The sequence below is a fragment of the Lentimicrobium saccharophilum genome (assembly GCF_001192835.1).
Classification (GTDB): Bacteria; Bacteroidota; Bacteroidia; order Bacteroidales; family Lentimicrobiaceae; genus Lentimicrobium; species Lentimicrobium saccharophilum.
This window is the reverse complement of the sequence record NZ_DF968182.1, coordinates 2,962,177-2,980,388: the sequence shown is the minus strand read 5'-3', so window position 1 is coordinate 2,980,388 and position 18,212 is coordinate 2,962,177. Positions and strand designations below refer to the sequence as shown.

13 protein-coding genes are annotated in these 18,212 nt (G+C 50.3%); 7 read left to right on the top strand and 6 right to left on the bottom strand.

Features of this window, described 5'->3' with window-relative positions:
• Positions 1-57 precede the first annotated feature (57 nt).
• Both TBC1_RS11485 and leuS read right to left on the bottom strand, forming a co-directional pair.
• Entirely contained in the window at positions 58-900 is an 843-nt protein-coding gene (locus TBC1_RS11485) for a DUF3108 domain-containing protein (RefSeq protein WP_137305610.1), read from the bottom strand.
• Positions 901-1,134: 234 nt separating this feature from the next.
• Positions 1,135-3,918, bottom strand: coding sequence for a leucine--tRNA ligase (gene leuS, locus TBC1_RS11480; RefSeq protein WP_062042406.1), 2,784 nt, complete (start codon positions 3,916-3,918; stop codon positions 1,135-1,137).
• 290 nt (positions 3,919-4,208) lie between these two features.
• Between leuS and TBC1_RS11470 the strand changes: the two genes are divergently transcribed.
• The 4 genes from TBC1_RS11470 (at position 4,209) to truB (ending at position 6,980) form a co-directional block, all read left to right on the top strand.
• On the top strand, positions 4,209-5,084 hold the full coding sequence (locus tag TBC1_RS11470; protein ID WP_062042400.1) for a cell division protein FtsX: 876 nt from the start codon (positions 4,209-4,211) through the stop codon (positions 5,082-5,084).
• 91 nt (positions 5,085-5,175) lie between these two features.
• Positions 5,176-5,460: a DUF3098 domain-containing protein gene (locus TBC1_RS11465; RefSeq protein ID WP_062043045.1), complete on the top strand. Its 285-nt coding sequence runs from the start codon at positions 5,176-5,178 to the stop codon at positions 5,458-5,460.
• A gap of 3 nt (positions 5,461-5,463) precedes the next feature.
• Positions 5,464-6,243: an undecaprenyl-diphosphate phosphatase gene (locus TBC1_RS11460; protein ID WP_062042397.1), complete on the top strand. Its 780-nt coding sequence runs from the start codon at positions 5,464-5,466 to the stop codon at positions 6,241-6,243.
• The gene (truB, locus tag TBC1_RS11455) at positions 6,243-6,980 is read left to right on the top strand and encodes a tRNA pseudouridine(55) synthase TruB (RefSeq protein WP_062042394.1); all 738 of its coding nucleotides are present in this window, start codon (positions 6,243-6,245) and stop codon (positions 6,978-6,980) included. The genes TBC1_RS11460 and truB overlap by 1 nt, the downstream gene beginning before the upstream one ends.
• A 241-nt stretch (positions 6,981-7,221) precedes the next feature.
• Here truB and trpS read toward each other — a convergent pair whose 3' ends face one another.
• The 3 genes from trpS to TBC1_RS11440 form a co-directional block, all read right to left on the bottom strand.
• The gene (gene trpS, locus TBC1_RS11450) at positions 7,222-8,217 is read right to left on the bottom strand and encodes a tryptophan--tRNA ligase (protein ID WP_062042391.1); all 996 of its coding nucleotides are present in this window, start codon (positions 8,215-8,217) and stop codon (positions 7,222-7,224) included.
• Between the two features lie 105 nt (positions 8,218-8,322).
• Positions 8,323-9,873 (bottom strand): Rne/Rng family ribonuclease, encoded by a 1,551-nt coding sequence (locus tag TBC1_RS11445; RefSeq protein ID WP_062042388.1) that lies wholly within the window; start codon positions 9,871-9,873, stop codon positions 8,323-8,325.
• A gap of 280 nt (positions 9,874-10,153) precedes the next feature.
• Positions 10,154-10,444 (bottom strand): HU family DNA-binding protein, encoded by a 291-nt coding sequence (locus TBC1_RS11440; RefSeq protein ID WP_262490426.1) that lies wholly within the window; start codon positions 10,442-10,444, stop codon positions 10,154-10,156.
• A gap of 126 nt (positions 10,445-10,570) precedes the next feature.
• Between TBC1_RS11440 and mutY the strand changes: the two genes are divergently transcribed.
• A complete protein-coding gene (gene mutY / locus TBC1_RS11435; protein WP_062042385.1) occupies positions 10,571-11,644 on the top strand; it encodes an A/G-specific adenine glycosylase in 1,074 nt (357 codons plus the stop codon).
• Between the two features lie 371 nt (positions 11,645-12,015).
• Positions 12,016-12,441 carry a single-stranded DNA-binding protein gene (locus TBC1_RS11430; RefSeq protein WP_062042382.1) on the top strand — a complete coding sequence of 142 codons (426 nt, stop codon included), beginning with the start codon at positions 12,016-12,018 and terminating at the stop codon, positions 12,439-12,441.
• Positions 12,442-12,507: 66 nt separating this feature from the next.
• On the opposite strand, the gene TBC1_RS11425 is transcribed toward TBC1_RS11430, so the two are convergent.
• The gene (locus tag TBC1_RS11425) at positions 12,508-13,566 is read right to left on the bottom strand and encodes a beta/alpha barrel domain-containing protein (protein WP_201781660.1); all 1,059 of its coding nucleotides are present in this window, start codon (positions 13,564-13,566) and stop codon (positions 12,508-12,510) included.
• Between the two features lie 270 nt (positions 13,567-13,836).
• Here TBC1_RS11425 and TBC1_RS11420 point away from each other — a divergent pair, with 270 nt between their 5' ends.
• The gene (locus TBC1_RS11420) at positions 13,837-17,868 is read left to right on the top strand and encodes a hybrid sensor histidine kinase/response regulator transcription factor (protein WP_137305608.1); all 4,032 of its coding nucleotides are present in this window, start codon (positions 13,837-13,839) and stop codon (positions 17,866-17,868) included.
• Positions 17,869-18,212 lie beyond the last annotated feature (344 nt).

Here is an 18,212-nt window from a genome sequence, read left to right as displayed (position 1 = left end):
ATCCCTCCGAAAGGGTAATTATTAGATGCAAGTTACGGCTTATTTCCATAAAAATGGCTATTTCTTTGATGCTGCGCCGTTTCCGTTACCTGAAGGCACTTTTGAGGAAAGGGGATTTCTCAGGCCTTCGTAACTGACGAGTTCCATTTTGACGGAACCAACGATGACCGCCGATTTCACCATTACCGGAAGGCGGTTGAGGTCGTCGGTGATGTACAATTCCATAGGGTAAGGCTCGCTGAATACTTCACCTTTAATAACCATGGGTTTAAATTTCAGGCAGTTAAAGGTGCCAAGTTCGGTTTTCAGTTGTTCACGCCCCAGAAAAACAATTTTGGATACGTAGAGGGAGTCGTCGAGGAAAAAGGAGAGGGGAAAGGATTCATTTGGCTTTACCCCGGTAATGTCGAGGGTACGTGCATAATAGAAAACGGATAGAATATCCTGGGTATTTTCGGGAATCTTCTTCACGGCATTCCGGCTTATGGCAAGTCCGTTGTTCTGCCTGAAGGTGACTTCATCGTCCTTTTTGTAACCTCCTTCGCGGGTACGGCGGATAAAATACCAGGGAATCAGTGCTTCACGGTCAATAAAGGTTTCGAAACGGTCGTCCACTTTAAAAAAGAAGTTAAAAGCGCCTTTCGATTGCCCGGAGCCTATTACGTGGTATGTTTCACGGCCGCTTTTGGTTACCGGTTTATTCTTTACTTCGAGTTTTGCTTCACCGGCGGTGACTTTTCCGGTAAGCAGGGAATGGTAATACACCCTGAAGGTAAGTTTTTCGCCATGACCAAAGGCAGTATTGTCAACAATCCGGTAAGTCTGGGAATAGCCCGTACCAACAATCAGTACCAACATGGTGAAAAGAAGATACCCGGATATATTTCGCCTTTTATTCATCAGTCCTGTTTTCTGCAAAGTTTGCAAAAAGTGTTCCAAAACGGGGAATTGCCTTTTGTTTAACAAATAAACAGGACCAATGTTACTTGTAAAAAGGAGAATCGGGTGTATTCAGTATTACATAGAAACAACTGTTCCGTCAGCAGATGGAACCTTGAAGCAATCGTTTCGGGAATGCACGGGCTGATGATTGGATATACAGACTATTGCGGGGCGCGGAGGATAAAGATCCTGTTACACCACTACATTCACGATCTTTCCCGGCACCACGATAACCTTCCTGGGCGGCTTTCCTTCGAGCCATTTGGCCGATTCCGGTGCCGATACCACGGCTTTCTCTATTTCGGGAACCGGAAGGCCCAGCGGCAATTCAAGCCTGAAACGCATTTTTCCGTTGAATGAAACAGGATACGCGAAGGTGTTTTCTACAATGTAACTTTCATTGAATTCAGGGAATGCAACTTGTGTCACACTTTCTGAGTTGCCGAGCAAACTCCATAATTCTTCGGCAATATGCGGGGCATAGGGCGATATCAGTATGGTAAGTTCGCTCAGGATGCTTCTGTTGTTGCATTTAAGGTCGGTAAGCTCATTCACACAGATCATAAACGAACTCACGGCGGTGTTGAACGAAAACCGTTCGATATCATCCTGCACTTTTTTAATTGTCTTATGCAGTACTTTCAGCTCCGCTGCCGATGGAGCACCTTCGCTGACGTTAAAGTTATTGTCGTAATCGTGGTAAAGTTTCCAGAGTTTACGGATAAACCTGAAAACGCCTTCAATGCCGTTGGTATCCCAGGGCTTCGACTGCTCGAGCGGGCCCAGGAACATTTCGTACAAACGCAGGGTATCGGCACCGTAACGCTCGATAAGGTCATCGGGATTTTGTACGTTGTACTTCGATTTCGACATCTTCTCCACTTCCCAGCCACACATGTATTTTCCGTCTTCAAGTATAAAATCAGCTCCTTCGAACTGGGGTTGCCAGCGGATAAACGCTTCTATGTCAAGAACATCGTTGTGTACAATATTTACATCTACATGAATGGCCTGAACGTCATAGTCTTTTTTCAGGTTGTAGCTCACAAACTTGTTGGTTCCCGTTACCCTGTACACAAAATTGGAACGCCCCTGAATCATTCCCTGGTTGATGAGTTTCTTAAACGGTTCATCTTCAATGGCAAGCCCGATGTCAAACAGGAACTTATTCCAGAAACGCGCGTAGATCAGGTGGCCGGTGGCATGTTCGGCCCCTCCCATGTAAAGATCCACGCTTTTCCAGTACCCGTTGGCATCTTTTGAAAAGTATTCCCGATCGTTGCGGGGGTCCATGTAGCGGAGATAGTAACCGCTTGATCCGGCAAAACCGGGCATGGTGTTGGTTTCGAGAGGAAACCCTTCTTTGGTTGTCCAGTTTTTTGCACGGGCAAGAGGGGGTTCGCCTGATTCGGTAGGGAGATAGGCATCCACTTCCGGCAATTCGAGCGGTAGTTCTTCTTCACTAAGGGCGTAGGGCATGCCGTTTTTGTAGTAAACCGGGAATGGCTCCCCCCAGTAGCGCTGCCGGCTGAAAATGGCATCGCGCAGCCGGAAGTTCACCTTTCCGTAGCCAATCCCCATCTCTTCTATTTTCCGGATGGTGGTGGTGATGGCTTCTTTTACTTCAAGACCGGTGATGAAGCCGCTGTTGATCATCACCCCCTCTTTGGAGTCGTAGGAATCTTCCCATTCCGACGGATCGACCGGTGTTTCGCCCTGACGGGAAACCACCTGGCGGACGGGCAATCCGAAATGCCGTGCAAAGGCAAAGTCGCGGCTGTCGTGGCCCGGCACTGCCATAATGGCTCCGGTTCCGTAGCCCATCAGCACGTAATCGGCCACCCAGATGGGAATTTCTTCGCCATTCAGCGGATTGATGGCATAGGCGCCGGTAAATTCACCGGTAACTTTTTTTACCTCGGTCATGCGTTCGCGTTCGCTGCGGTTTTTGGCCCATTGCACATATTCTTCCACCCTGGCGCGGCATCCGGGTGTGGTGATGGTTTCTACAAACGGATGCTCCGGGGCAAGTACCATAAACGTTACCCCGAACATGGTATCCGCCCGGGTGGTGAATATTTCCAGTTTCTGATCGAATCCTTTAATGGCGAACTCCGCTGAGCAGCCTTCCGAACGACCGATCCAGTTGCGCTGTATCTCTTTGAGTGATTCCGGCCAGTCGATGTGGTCGAGGCCGTCGAGCAGGCGGTCGGCATAGGCGGTGATGCGCAGCAGCCATTGTTTCATGGTTTTGCGTTCAACCGGGTGCCCTCCGCGCACCGAAAATCCGTCGCTTACCTCGTCGTTGGCCAGCACCGTACCCAGGGCAGGGCACCAGTTTACCATGGTGTCTGCCAGATAAGCAAGGCGAAAGTTCATCAGCACCTGCTGCTGCTGTGGTTCATTCATCGAATGCCATTCCGCGGCAGTAAATACCGGGGTATCGCTGCATGCCGCCTCAACCCCCGCATTGCCCGATTTTTCGAATGCCGCAATCAGGGTGCTGACAGGCTCCGCTTTATGGGTGATTTTGTTATACCATGAGTGGAAAAGCTGCACAAAGGTCCATTGGGTCCATTTGTAATACGCCGGATCGCTGGTGCGCACCTCGCGGTCCCAGTCGTAAGAGAAGCCGATTTTATCCAGCTGCTCCCGGTAGCGGGCTATATTTTTTTCCGTTGTTACGGCAGGATGCGTGCCGGTTTGTATGGCATATTGCTCGGCTGGAAGCCCGTATGCATCGTAACCCATGGGATGCAATACATTATAGCCCTTCAGCCGCTTGTAACGTGCATAAATATCGGAGGCAATATAACCCAGCGGATGCCCTACATGCAGCCCGGCACCCGAAGGATAAGGGAACATGTCGAGTACATAATATTTTGGTTTACTGTGGTCAATATCAGTTTTGTAAGTCTTGTTTTCAGCCCAGAATTGCTGCCACTTTTTTTCTATTTCCCGGTAGTTGTAATCCATTGGTCGCTTTCTTTATAAGGGTGCAAAGGTAGGAAGAATATGGCATTCAATTTTTGCGGGATGAAAGTCCCTGTTTATAGTCCCGGTTACTTTGCATTGTTCATTAAATGAATTGCTGTTTTTAACCATTCCGATCGCCTTCGGGATATCAAAGCTTCTGATAGTACCAAAGTTTTTAAAATATTTAGCGCCCGGATAGCCCAGGGAGGGATCTTTTCCGCATTTCGTCATCCCTGATTTAAACAGGACAGAACAGATTTTTTTTCTACCTTCGCAGCATAAACCTGCTTATGTCGCGCCACGAAGATAAACTCAGCCGCAGGCGGTTGCAAACCTCCACCGCCACTACCATCATCAGCATCTCCCTGGTGCTGTTTATGCTTGGCCTGCTTGGTCTTATCGTGCTGCATGCACAGAAACTCTCCAATTATGTCAGGGAGAACATCGGTTTCTCGGTAATCATCAAGGAAGAGGTAAAAGAGGCCGGCATCATTGAGTTCCAGAAAAAGCTGGACCTTGAAGATTTTGTGAAGTCCACCGAATATATTACCCGCGAAAAAGCCGCCGAAGACCTGACCAGGGAACTGGGCGAGGATTTTGTGGATTTCCTGGGATATAACCCGCTGCTGGCTTCGATCGACATCAGGCTGAAGGCGGATTACGCCAACAACGACAGTCTGAAGATGCTCGAAAACCGGCTGATTGCCAACCCCATCGTGAAGGAGGTTTTTTATCATAAATCACTGGTAGAACTGGTAAATCAGAATATCCGCAGGATCAGCGTCGTGATTCTTGCATTCACGCTGGTGCTCCTGCTGATTTCCGTCGCGCTGATCAACAACACCATCCGCCTGAGCGTATACAGCAAACGGTTTATTATCCGGAGCATGCAACTGGTGGGCGCCACGCAGCGTTTTATCCGCAAGCCCTTCCTGCTGAAGAGCCTGCTGCACGGGTTTCTGAGCGCCCTGATCGCCATTGTGCTGCTGGGCGTTGTACTGTACTTCTCGCGCAGGGCCCTGCCCGAACTGGTTGACCTGCAGGATATCGATATGTTTCTTTCGCTGTTCGGCATTGTAACGGCGTTGGGCTTACTGATAACGGGAGCCTCCACCTTTTTTGCCGTACGGAAATTTCTGCGCATCAGTCAGGACCGCCTTTATTAGGAAGAGCCTGTTGAAAACAACGTCGCAGATGAAGTTTACGCGGTTGTTGAAAATTATAAATGTTAATCACAGAGTTCAAAAATCAGGAACGATGAATATAAAGAAATCCGATAAGGAAGTTGCCCCCAGAAAAGCGCCCGCCGCGGGCGATAAAGCCATGCAATTTGCCTTTGGCCGTGAAAATTACCGCCTGATGCTGATCGGGCTGGCAGTGATTGCCCTGGGCTTTATCCTGATGGTGGGCGGAGGATCTGACGATCCTTACGTGTTCAACGAAGGCATGTTTAATTTCCGGAGGCTTACCCTGGCCCCGCTGCTGATACTGGCCGGGTATGTGATTGAAATTTTCGCGATTATGAAAAAACCGCGCGACTAAGCAATGACAGTTATCGAGGCCATCATCATTGCGATTGTCGAAGGAATTACCGAGTTCCTTCCCGTCTCTTCCACAGGCCATATGATCATTACCCAGGAGCTGCTGGGGATGAAGATCGATGATTTCGTAAAGGCTTTTACCGTTAATATTCAGTTCGGGGCCATCCTCTCGGTGGTCGTGCTTTACTGGAAGCGGTTTTTCCAGAGCCTTCAGTTTTACTATAAACTCTTTGTTGCCTTTATTCCGGCCGCCGTTATTGGTTTCCTGGCCGGTGACTTCATCGACTCCATGCTCGAAAGCGTGGTGGTGGTGGCCGTTATGCTGGTGCTGGGAGGCGTTGTGCTGGTGTTCGTTGACAAGTGGTTCAACAAACCGGCTGCCGATCAGACTGTTACCTATCCGACGGCATTCAAAATCGGACTTTTTCAGTGCATCGCCATGATTCCAGGTGTTTCGCGTTCGGCGGCAACCATTATCGGGGGTATGACCCAGAAACTCGACCGCAAAACCGCCGCCGAATTTTCATTTTTCCTGGCCGTGCCCACCATGTTTGCCGCGGCAGGGTATAAACTGATGCAGAATTACCAGACCATTACCGCCGAAAATATCGATATCCTGCTTATCGGGAATGCCGTAGCTTTTGTTGTGGCAATGATTGCCATCAAATCTTTTATCAGTTTTCTTACAAAGTATGGTTTCAGGGTATTCGGATACTACCGCATTCTGGTGGGACTGGCAATTCTGATTATGATTGCCCTCGGTTACGATTTAAATATTGCCTGATGGACTATCGTTTCGAAGAAGGGGAAGTCCTGCTGATCAATAAGCCGCTGAAATGGTCATCGTTTGATGTAATCAACCGTTTCCGGTATTTTCTGCGCAAACAGTGCGGCATTCAGAAGATCAAGGTCGGACATGCAGGTACGCTCGATCCGCTGGCCGACGGACTGCTGATTGTTTGTACGGGCAGGTTTACCAAACGCATCGAAGAATTTCAGGGACAGGAAAAGGAGTACACCGGCACCTTCAGGCTGGGCGCTACTACCCCTTCATTCGACCTGGAACACGAACCGGACCAAACCTTTGAAACAGGCCATATTACCCCGGAAATGATCCGGCAGGCTGCAGCAGGCCTGACCGGCGATATCATGCAGGTTCCTCCCGTGTTTTCAGCCATTAAGATCGGGGGGAAAAGAGCATACAAATTCGCGCGGAAAGATAAAGATCCTGAGTTGTCAGCCCGCCCGGTAAATATCCGTGAATTTGAAATTACCCGTATTCAGATGCCGGAGGTTGATTTCCGGATCAGTTGCAGCAAAGGCACCTACATCCGTTCCATTGCCCGTGATTTTGGCCTGGCACTAAATAGCGGGGCCCACCTCACTGCCCTCCGGCGAACAAAAATTGGTGAATTTTTGCTGAAGGATGCATGGGAACTCGAAGAGCTGATGGCGCATATCAGAAAGTCTTATGGCACCGCATCCGGAAGCGGGGATGATGAAAAGCAGGAAGGGATGTAACATTTTCGGGCGTATACATCCTGAACTATAATCTTGTCAGGTAATCAGAATCAGATACTTCGATCGCAAATCAAAAGGAAATGAATTACAGGATTTTTCCGAAGGCGGCAGTCCTGACAGGCATAAGGTGAAGGAAAAAAGGGATAACCGGGGTTCCCCTCAAAAATTCAATTGTTCAGTAATGTCTGGTATGCATTGATTAATCCGGGTTTGGTAAAACGGGCCATAGCCGGATGCCTGCTCAGAAACTCTTAAACCCGATAATTTCCCTTACCTCCCGGATGGTTTGTCCGGCACTGGCATGGGCTTTTTCTTTACCCATATTTACCACCCTGCGCAGGTAGTTGTCGTCAGCGGCGAGTTCGCGCATCTTTTCACGGAAAGGCTCTGTAAAGGCGATGGCATCTTCGGCCAGTTGTTTTTTCATATCACCGTAACGGATGCGGCATTCGTTGTATGCCTCCTCGAAATGCGCGAGGGTGTCGGGCGCTGAGAGCGCTTTCATCAGGGCGAAGATATTTTCGATGGCCTGAGGTTTGGGCTGGTTGGGCTCGGTGGGGCCGCTGTCGGTAACGGCTTTCATAATCTTTTTGCGGATAACGGCCGGCTCGTCGTTCAGGAAGATGGCATTGCCTTCGCCTTCCGACTTGCCCATTTTGGTGCTGCCGTCGAGGCCGGGGATTTTTATCAGCTGCTCGCCGAAGTTATAGGCCACCGGCTCGGGGAAATAATCCACCTTATACAGGCGGTTAAAGCGGTTGGCAAAGGTGCGGGTCATCTCTAGGTGCTGTTCCTGGTCTTTGCCTACGGGTACCTTGTGCGCCTTGTGGATGATGATGTCGGCGGCCATCAGCGTCGGGTAGGTCAGCAAACCGGCGTTGATGTTGTCGGGTTGTGAGCGGGCTTTGTCCTTGAAGGAGGTCACACGCTCCAGCTCGCCCAGGTAGGCGTTCATATTGAGGAACAGATAGAGTTCGGCGGTTTCGGGCAGGTCGCTTTGCAGGTAAAGGGTCGCCTTTTCGGGATCGAGCCCGGCAGCCAGGTAGTCAATCAGCACACTTTTTACATTGCCATGCAGGTCGGCAGGGGTAGGGTGGGTGGTAAGAGAGTGGTAATCAGCAATAAAGAAATAGCAGTTATTTTCATTCTGCATTTTGATAAAATTCTTCAGTGCTCCGAAATAATTACCGAGGTGAAGGTTTCCTGTGGGCCTGATGCCGCTGACAACTGTATCCATAACAATGTTTGGGTAAAAAAAACCGGACTCTTATCGCTGAAAGCCCGGTACAAAAATACTGCGAAAATCTTTAGGAAACTGCTTTTATACAGAACGGGCGGTTCCTTACATTTTTATCTCGTCATCCACCTTGTTGAAGAAATGATATTCCAGGAAATGGTAGGATGGCATAGGGGTGAGCCTGATCCAGCGTTTGAATTTAAAATACCATTTCATGCGGATGGACGGGAATCCATGCACAAGGTAGGAATAGACAAAGGGGTGGAGGTTTATTTTAATGTAAGGTTCATTCTGGTCGTGGATCAGGTAGCGGATGTTATTTTCTATCTGATCGATGTGAATGATGCTGGGTTTTATTTCGCCGGTTCCGCCGCAGGCCGGGCATTTCTCGAGGATCTGCACATTCATTTCGGGCCTTACGCGCTGACGGGTGATCTGCACCAGGCCGAATTTGCTGGGTGGCAGAATGGTATGCTTGGCATGGTCTTTTGCCATTTCCTCTTTCAGCTTCTGGTAAAGCTTGCGGCGGTTGCCTCCTTCGTGCATATCAATAAAGTCCACCACAATGATTCCGCCCATATCGCGCAGGCGGAGCTGTCGGGCAATTTCGGCAGCTGCTTCGAGGTTAACAGCCAGGGCGTTCATCTCCTGAGAGATCTCCGAATTTACCCGGTGGCCGCTGTTTACGTCGATTACATGCAGGGCTTCGGTATGCTCAATAATGAGGTAAACCCCGCTTTTGATGGTGATGATTTTCCCGAAAGAATTCTTGATCTGCTTGTCGATGCCAAAGTGCTCGAAAATGGGCACTTTGCCTTTGAAGAGCTTTACGATTTCGACCTTATCGGGCGCAATAGTCTTTATGTACGCCTTAATTTCTTCATAGATGCCTGCATCGTTAACATGGATATTGTTAAACGACTCGTTAAGCAGGTCGCGGAGGATGGCAGTGGTGCGGTCTATCTCGCTCAGGATGCGCTGGGGCGCTTTGGCGCCCGGCAGTTTGGCAATCAAGGCATCCCATTTCGCGGTGAGGTTGCGCAGATCGGCATCGAGGTCAGCCACCTTTTTGTTTTCGGCTACCGTACGGATAATTACCCCGAAATTCCTGGGCTTAATGCTGGTAATGAGTCGCTTGAGCCTGTTGCGTTCTTCCACGCTCTTGATCTTCTGCGAAACGGAAACCCTTGTGGAGAAAGGCACCAGCACCAGGTAACGGCCGGCAAATGAAATTTCCGACGAAACCCTGGGCCCCTTGGTGGAGATGGGTTCCTTGGCAATCTGTATCAGTACCTGCTGGTTCTGGGTAAGCACCGAGGTGATCTTGCCGGTTTTTTCAATGTCCGGCTCAGGTTCCATATCCCCTATGGTAGGGACATCCGGTTTTCCGGTAAGGCTGAGCTTCAGCAGCTTGTTGAGCGAGTTGACCTGGGGGCCGAGGTCAAGATAATGGAGAAAAGCGTCTTTTTCGTAACCGACATCAACAAAAGCAGCATTCAGCCCGGGCATAATCTTTTTTACCCGACCGAGATAAATGTCACCTACCGAAAAATTATTATTGCTTTTTTCTTTGTTGAGTTCGACGAGGTCTTTGTCTTCAAGTAAAGCAATGTTCACTTCCGAAAGACCGGCATCGATAATCAGTTCCTTATTCAAAATCCTGATTTTTAAGATGTAGTAAGGGCTGCAAATGGTTATAGCTGTTTAACCCCCGGGTTTAACAGTAAACCTGACAGTAGCAGGAATTTTTCCACTACATGCCCCCGATGGTAATATACATGGGGGCATGCAGTGGTTTTCCCAAATCAAGAAAACTTATTTCTTTTTATGTCTGTTCTTGCGCAAGCGTTTTTTCCGCTTGTGCGTTGCCATTTTATGTCTTTTTCTTTTTTTTCCGCTGGGCATGATAAATTGATTTTAAAAGATGAACAACAGCTTATTTTACCTTGTTCTTAACTTCGTTGACGAAGGTCTTGGCAGGTTTAAAAGCGGGAATATTGTGAGCCGGGATGATGATCGTGGTATTCTTTGAAATGTTACGACCGGTTTTTTCAGCCCTTCTCTTTGTAGTGAAGCTGCCAAAGCCCCTGAGGTAAACGTTTTCACCATTGGCCAGTGAATTTTTCACTGCATCCATGAAAGCCTCAACAGTCTGCTGTACAGCAACCTTTTCAATATTGGTCTTACTAGCAATTTCAGCTACAATTTCTGCTTTTGTCATGTTGATTGAGTTTTTTAAAGATTTGAGAATAAATTTTTTAACGGGCTGCAAATATAAAGGTTTTTAAAACAAAACGAAAAAAATGCAGTTTTTTTAGGGGCAATTGCCTCAATTTAAGATATTTTCAGCAAAATGAACGATTTTCAGCGGAAGATAATCCAATGGTACAATTTGAATAAAAGGGATTTGCCCTGGCGGCAAACGCTTGACCCTTACCGGATATGGGTTTCGGAAATTATTCTTCAGCAAACCCGTGTCGATCAGGGGCTTGCCTATTATGAGCGCTTTATTGCCCGTTTCCATGATGTGAGACAACTTGCTGAAGCCGATGAACAGGAGGTGCTTTCGGTTTGGAAAGGTCTGGGCTATTACAGCCGCGCCCGCAATATGCACCATACCGCCCGCAGGATTGTTCAGGAATACGCGGGGGTATTTCCGGAAACCTGTCATCAGCTGCTCAGGCTGAAAGGCATCGGGAAGTACACCGCCGCTGCCATCGCCTCCATTTGCAGCCACGAGCCGGTCCCCGTGGTGGACGGGAATGTGGTCAGGGTTTTTTCACGGATATTTGGCATTGAAGCGATGGCGGGCACAACAGCCTCATTTAACAAGGTGTGGGAGCGTTCCTCGGCGCTGATCGACAGGGATGATCCCGGTACCTACAATCAGGCCGTGATGGAATTCGGGGCGCTCTGCTGCAAACCCGCCAATCCCGGTTGCGGACAGTGTATCTTCCGGAACGACTGCTTTGCCTTTGGCAATCAGATGGTTGATAGGCTGCCTGTGAAGAAGAAGGAAATCTCCAGGCGGGAGCGCTGGTTCACCTATCTTTATGTTCGCGTTGGCGGCGGTAAGGTGCTGATGCAGCAACGCCCGCAGGGCGATATCTGGCAGAATCTCTGGGAACTGCCGCTGATTGAAGCCGATCACCTGCTTGGCCCGGCGGAAGTGAGTGCCCATCCGGTCGTAAATCAAGGCGGGGAGCTGGAGGAAATAATAGCGGTAAATCCGAAAGATTACCGGCATATCCTGACCCATCAGATCATCCATGCGCGTTTTTACGAGATTTCCGGTTATCAGACCGGAGAAGCCTTTGAAGCCGGAGATTACCGGGTGATGGAAGATCCGCTGGTTACCGGACTGCCCGTGTCCCGGCTGACGGATAGATACCTGCATTGGCGGGCAGGGAATATGCAGGGTCTTTGAAATTCAAATAATTATCTCCGGACGGCAGGGTAATTAATGTTACGGTGCGCTGCACCTATGATGTCGCGGTGCGCTGCACCTATGATGTCGCGGTGCGCTGCACCTATTAATGTTTCGGTGCGCTGCACCTATTGATGTCACGGTGCTCTGCACCTATTGATATTACGGTGCGCTGCACCTATTAATGTTACGGTGCGTTGCACCTGATAATGTTTCGGTGCGCCACCGCCGTTGGCGGGGCAGGCTGCACCTGATGATGTCGCGGTGCGCTGCACATGTGGAGTGAGCGGGGGACAGGGGAGAAATTCCGTTTGTTTTTCGTGGTGTTATGCAGTATATTTGTCACTATAACAGGCTAAACAAAAAGCAATATGGCAAGAGGTGTCAACAAGGCGATCCTGATTGGTAATCTGGGCAGGGATCCTGAAATTCAGAATTTTGACAAGGGTGTGAAGAAGGCATCATTTTCGCTGGCCACCACTGAAACTTACCGCAACCGCGAAGGGCAGGAGATGGAGCAAACGGAATGGCATAACATTATCCTCTGGCGCGGACTGGCCGAGATCGCCGAGAAATTCCTGAGGAAAGGTTCCCAGGTATATATCGAGGGCCGTATCCGGAACCGCTCCTACGAAAAAGACGGACAAAAGCGCTACATAACCGAAATAGAAGGGGATACGCTGAACCTGCTGGGATCAAGGCAGTCGAACGATTCTTCCTCTTACCAGGAAAATCAGCCATCTGCACAACCGGCACCCCCGCCTGTGCAGGAGCCGGAAGATGACCTGCCATTCTGATCCGGAATAAACAGATTTAATAAATTTTCACCCTGTCACCCTGTGTGGCAGGGCATGGTGTTTTGCTCAGGCCTTTCCGCTCAGCGATTTGGGGATTCTGCCGTTTTTAATGGACTCTGAACGCAGGCGACGGCCAACGATGCGTTCCGTCATGGCTCCCGTTTCCAGGATGCGGTCGATGTCGAGGTTGGTTTGAATGCCCATCTCATCCATCATTACCACCATATCCTCCGTTGTAACAAGTCCGGTAATGCCGGGATCTTTATAATAGTATGAGCCGGTTCCGGCCACAGGCACTCCGTCCACAAAGTTGGCCGGCTGCCCGCCTATCCCCCCGAGGGTAGATTCATAATTGGTCATGCCCGCCTGCAAAGCGGCCAGCACATTGGCCAGGCCCCAGCCCCGGGTGGTGTGGAGGTGCACAATGTGTTTTTCAGGATTCGGAATGCTGTCGAGCAGCATCGAAAAATAACGGTACACCCGGTCGGGCGAAGCGGAGCCGTCGTGATCAGCGTGCTCCACATCATTTGCGCCTATATCGAGCCAGCGTTTGGTGAAATCGATCGCTTTTTCCATCTTCGTTGGTCCTTCGATGGGGCAGCCCCATATGGTGCTGACGGTTCCGTTTACCTTGATGCCCGCATCGTGTGCCAGGGGAATGTACTTCTCAGCCATTTTCCAGTATTCATCCAGCGAAAGGCCCGAATTTTTTTTGTGGTGCGATTCGCTGGTTGAAACCATCAGCAGGATGCGGTCGGGTCCCCAGCCCTCTTTGCGGGCTTCAATGGCGCGCTCTATGGCTTTTTCGCGGATGGTCACCGCGGTGATGCTTACCCCGCCGATCAGATGGGCGACCGCTTTGCTTTTGCGGATGCCTTTGAGCAGGGCATCGGCATCCCTGAACTGCGGCATCCCTTTGGGATTGCCCAGGTTGGTGAGTTCAATGTGCTTAAAACCGCTGAGTATAAGCTGTTCAGCCACCCACAGCTTGGCTTCGGTGGGGATAAATTTTTCTTCGTGCTGAAATCCGTCGCGGACAGTGATATCGCCAATGGTTACTTTTTCAGGGTAGTTCATGCTTTTTACTTTTCCACTGTTAAACACCTTAACCACAGGCTTGTTCACCGGGATATGCAGTTTTGTGCATATTACAGCGATCACCGGAAAATTACAGTTACATTTGAATCCGGATCAGACATTGGTCATTGATTATTCCGGGATATCCTTAAAAAATTGAAGTTCATCCCGCAAGGGCAATCTATTGCCGTGATAATTTTTCCAGTGCATTGCAGTGCCCTGAATCCTTTTACAGAAAGTTATGCCTGCATTACTGTGTGCGTTGTTTGCTATTTTGTGCTAATTTTACTTCCGCCCGGCAATTGTAACCTCTTTCTTATGCGCAACCGGATTGTCCAGCTGGTATTTATAGTTTTACTGATTCCGGATCTCTATGCCGGAACCGGCACCCCGGTGCATACCATATCGCGGCGCGAAGGGTTGAGCAACGGGGCGGTCAATGCCATCGCGCGGGATGCCGAAGGATATATATGGCTTGGCACCTGGAACGGGCTGAACCGTTACGACGGCCACGGAATAGAAACCTTTCTTCCCGGAAGCGGACCAGGCAGTATTCACAACCATGTAATCCGGGAGATCTTTCCCTCAGCCTCAGGCCCGCTGTGGCTGATGACAAACAAGGGGATTGCCTTATATAACAATGAAACCGGCAGTTTTTCGGCTTATTTCACCGACGAACCGGAGCAGATCAATTATGAAAACGATATTTCTCTTGCTTTCGCTGACGGCCATGGGGCCGTGGCATCGGTTTACGGACGGGGCCTGTTCCGTTTCAGCGAAGCCGTGAAGCAGTTTGTTCCCGTGCCTTTGGATGCAGCGGCGATAAGGGTAAAGCGTGTTCATATGGCAGGCAGCACCTTATACTGCATTACCGCGGATGGAGAATTGCTCCGGCTTGAAGGCAACCGCCTGCTAAAGGTTCTGAACCTGCCCCTCGGCAGCGCACTTACCGCTTCGTCCTTGCAGGAGGCAGGAGGCAGGCAGCTGCTTTTCGTTACCCAGCGTTCAGGCCCTGCCCTTGTTACAGATCTGAAAACCCTTGAAATACAACGACTGAGTCTTCCCGACGATGTCATTACCAGCCTTTCAGCCTCGCGGCAGGCGGGCGTTTTATGGGCCGGAACCGAAAAAGGAAGGATTTTCAGGTATACCATCAAAACCCGCACCTTTGCCGAACCCGGAAAGGTTGGCGGGCAGGATGCCGGCATCCCCATTTCCACGCGTATTCTGTGTATTTACGAAACCGAGCCGGATATCCTCTGGACAGGTACCGACGGGAACGGCGCATTTACCATGAAACTCACCGAATTCCCGGTTACACGACTGGCATCGGAACAGCTTTCCTATCCCATTGTGCGCAGCATACTGGTAACCCGGAAAAACGACATCCTGGTCGGCACCAAAGGCGGAGGAATCGATGTTTTTGACGCCGGGGGCAGGCGCATCCGGCAGATTTCGGCGAAAGACGGGTTGAGCAACAATTCTGTGCTGTCGTTTCATGAACGTCCGGATGGTTCCGTTTGGGTGGGCACGGACGGAAACGGAATCGACCTGCTCTCGTCCGATTACCGGACCATCCGCAACTTCCCGCGCGACTTCGGCAAAGAAACGCCCCTGGTGTTTGCTTCGGTTTACCGCATTATGGAAGACAGCGACGGCAGTATTTATTTGGGAACCAGTGGATATGGCGTTATTCAGGTAAGAATGGGGAAAAACGGCGATCCGGAGAGCTGCAGGCAGCTTGTGCTGGATCCCGACCAGGCGCCCGGGCTGCAGAAACAGATAGTATATGCCCTCACCGAAGAGCGGCCGGGCATTATCTGGATAGGCACCCGAGGGTTCGGCGTTTACCGTTACAATACCATTGCGCAGCGGGTGATAGCCCAATACAACGCACAGACACGCCCCGGATTTATCCGTAATGACGATATCCTGTCCCTGTTCACCGATCGCAAAGGCATCGTGTGGGCGGGCAGCAGCAGCGGGCTGTTCAGCTTCGAACCGGTGTCGGCCGATTCGGTAAAACCGGCGGGCACCGACGTTCAGGGCGGGCTTCCGAATACCAGCATACATACCATCAGGCAGGATTTATCGGGTAGCCTGTGGATTACCACCAACCAGGGCTTATCGATGATCGACAGTACCCGCCGCAATGTGCAGAGTTTTAATATAAACGACGGACTGATCAATTTTGAATACAGCGACGGGGCTTCGTTTTTCGACAAAAACAGCGGCCGTTTGCTGGCAGGGGGGACTATGGGGGTTGACATTGTGCAGACGGATGCCATACGGTTCTCGTCCTACTTCCCGCCGGTAGCGGTAAATCAGCTACTGATACGCAATGTGCCGGTAAGTCCGGACGAAGGAAGCGTGCTGTTAAAAAGGATGAACCTTCAGCATGAGCTGGAGTTGAAGCACAACCAGAACTCGCTGACGTTTTTTGTATCTCCCCTGGCTTACTGGGGCCGTGAGCGTCACCGGATTTCGTACCGCCTGCTGAATTATGCCGACGCATGGGAGGTAATTCCACCCGAACAGCCGCTGGCATTTTCGAACCTGGAAGCGGGCAATTATACCCTTCAGCTGCGTGTGAGCGATGAGAACGGGATATGGTCGGAAGTGGTCAGGGAGATCCGGATTACGGTACATCCCCCGTTCTGGCGGACCGGCTGGGCCATTGCCGGATATATTGCGCTGTTTTTTCTGGTACAGTTTCTGATTTTCAATGCATACCGCCGACGCGAAGCCCGCCGCAAGGAGGCTGCCCTTCAGGAGATGAAGATCAGTCAGGAAAAGGAGCTACAGGCGTATAAAATCGAATTTTTTACCAATGTGGCGCATGAGTTCCGAACCCCGCTTACGCTGATCAGCTCACACATTCATGCATTGATCGAGGAAAAAAAGCTTACTTCCGAAAACCCCCGCCTGCTCAAGGTTTACAACAACAGCCTCAAACTGCAGAAGCTGGTACTCGAGATCATGCAGTTCCGCAAACTGGAGAAGGGCAAGGAGCCTTTGAATATTCAGGAGACGGATCCCTGCAGCCTGATCCGGGAGGTGGTATCCGACCTTGAGTTGCTGGCAGCACAACGCAACATCCGCTGTACCGTTGACGGTTGTGAAAGTCCCTTATCCTTCAGGACGGATGCTGACAAATTCCAAAGGATCATTACCAACCTGGTTTCCAACGCCATCAAGTACAATGTGGAGGGAGGCAGGGTAAATATCCGGATATCACGGCAGCCTGACCGGCTTACGGTAGAGGTACAGGATACGGGAATCGGAATAAAGCCGGAGCTCCTGCCCAGGGTTTTTGAGCCTTTCGGCATCTCATCGGCCAAAAAGCGGGGCAGTTTCCCGGGCTATCGCTCCACCGGTATCGGCCTGGCTGTTACCAAAGGACTCACCGAATTGCTGAAGGGAAGCATCCGCATTGAGAGTCAGCCCGGAACAGGAAGTACGTTTATCTGTACCTTTCCGGAAGTATTTCAGGTAAATACCGATGTCCCTCAGCCCGGCACTGACGTTACGGAACCGGATGCCTGGTTTATTGAAGAACCGGAGAGTGCTCCTGCTCCTTCCGACCACCGTTCAATTGCGGAGAACCGTTCGCTGCTGCTGCTGGTGGACGATGATCCGGAAATTCTGTCGTTGCTGAAGGACTTTCTTCAGGAATCGTATAACCTGATATTTGCGGAAAACGGGGCGGAAGCCTGGCAGAAAGTGCTTGCGCACAAGCCCGACCTGATCGTATCTGATGTGATGATGCCTGAAATGGACGGGATTGAATTGTGCCGCAGTTTACGCGATAATTTTGATACCAGTCACCTGCCCCTGATACTGCTTACGGCCAAAGCCGAGATTGAGGACCGCATTGCCGGCCTGAAAGCGGGAGCCGATTCATACATACCCAAGCCCTTCCATCCCGAGCATCTGAGGGTGAGGATAGAAAAACTGCTTGAAGTGCGGCGGAATATCCGCAATCGTTTCGCCGGCAGCGACGACAGCCTGGCGATGATCAAGGAGCTGCCCGACCCGTTTTTCCAGAAGATGCTTTCATATATCGATGAGAACATTGACGATGAAACGCTTACCGCTGAAAAATTGTGCGACCGCATGGCCATCAGCAGGTCATCCCTGTACGAAAAGACAAAATCGGTACTGGGTACCACCCCGCACGGTATGATCAACCAGCGCAGACTAAGCAAAGCGGCAACTCTTCTGCTTTCGACCCAGTTAACGGTAAGCGAGATCATTGATCAGACGGGATTTTCCAGCCGTACCCATTTTTACGATCTGTTTGGCAAAGCTTACAACTGTTCTCCATCAGAGTATCGTCAGCGGGTCTGAGTGATTTTTGATTTTGGTCCCGATGGCAATCGGGAGCGGATTTTGGAATGTACCAATCCTGGAGATCACCCTTCGCAGGATAAAAAGTGATTTTTGATTTTTTTACGCGCGAATATCCCGCCATAGCGGGGCAAGCTGCTAAGGCGCAAAGATTGTTTTTTCTCCATTTTTCACACTCAAGTGCGATCTGTGACTACGTCGAATCAGTTTTATAAATCGGAAATTCTATAATCCACCACCTTCCTTGTCAGGATGAAATCTGAAATCCCTTGTCTCTTGCGGAAAGGATGAGGTAGGAAGTAAGAAGTAGGAAGTAAGACTGCAAATCCCGCCTCCCCTTGTCA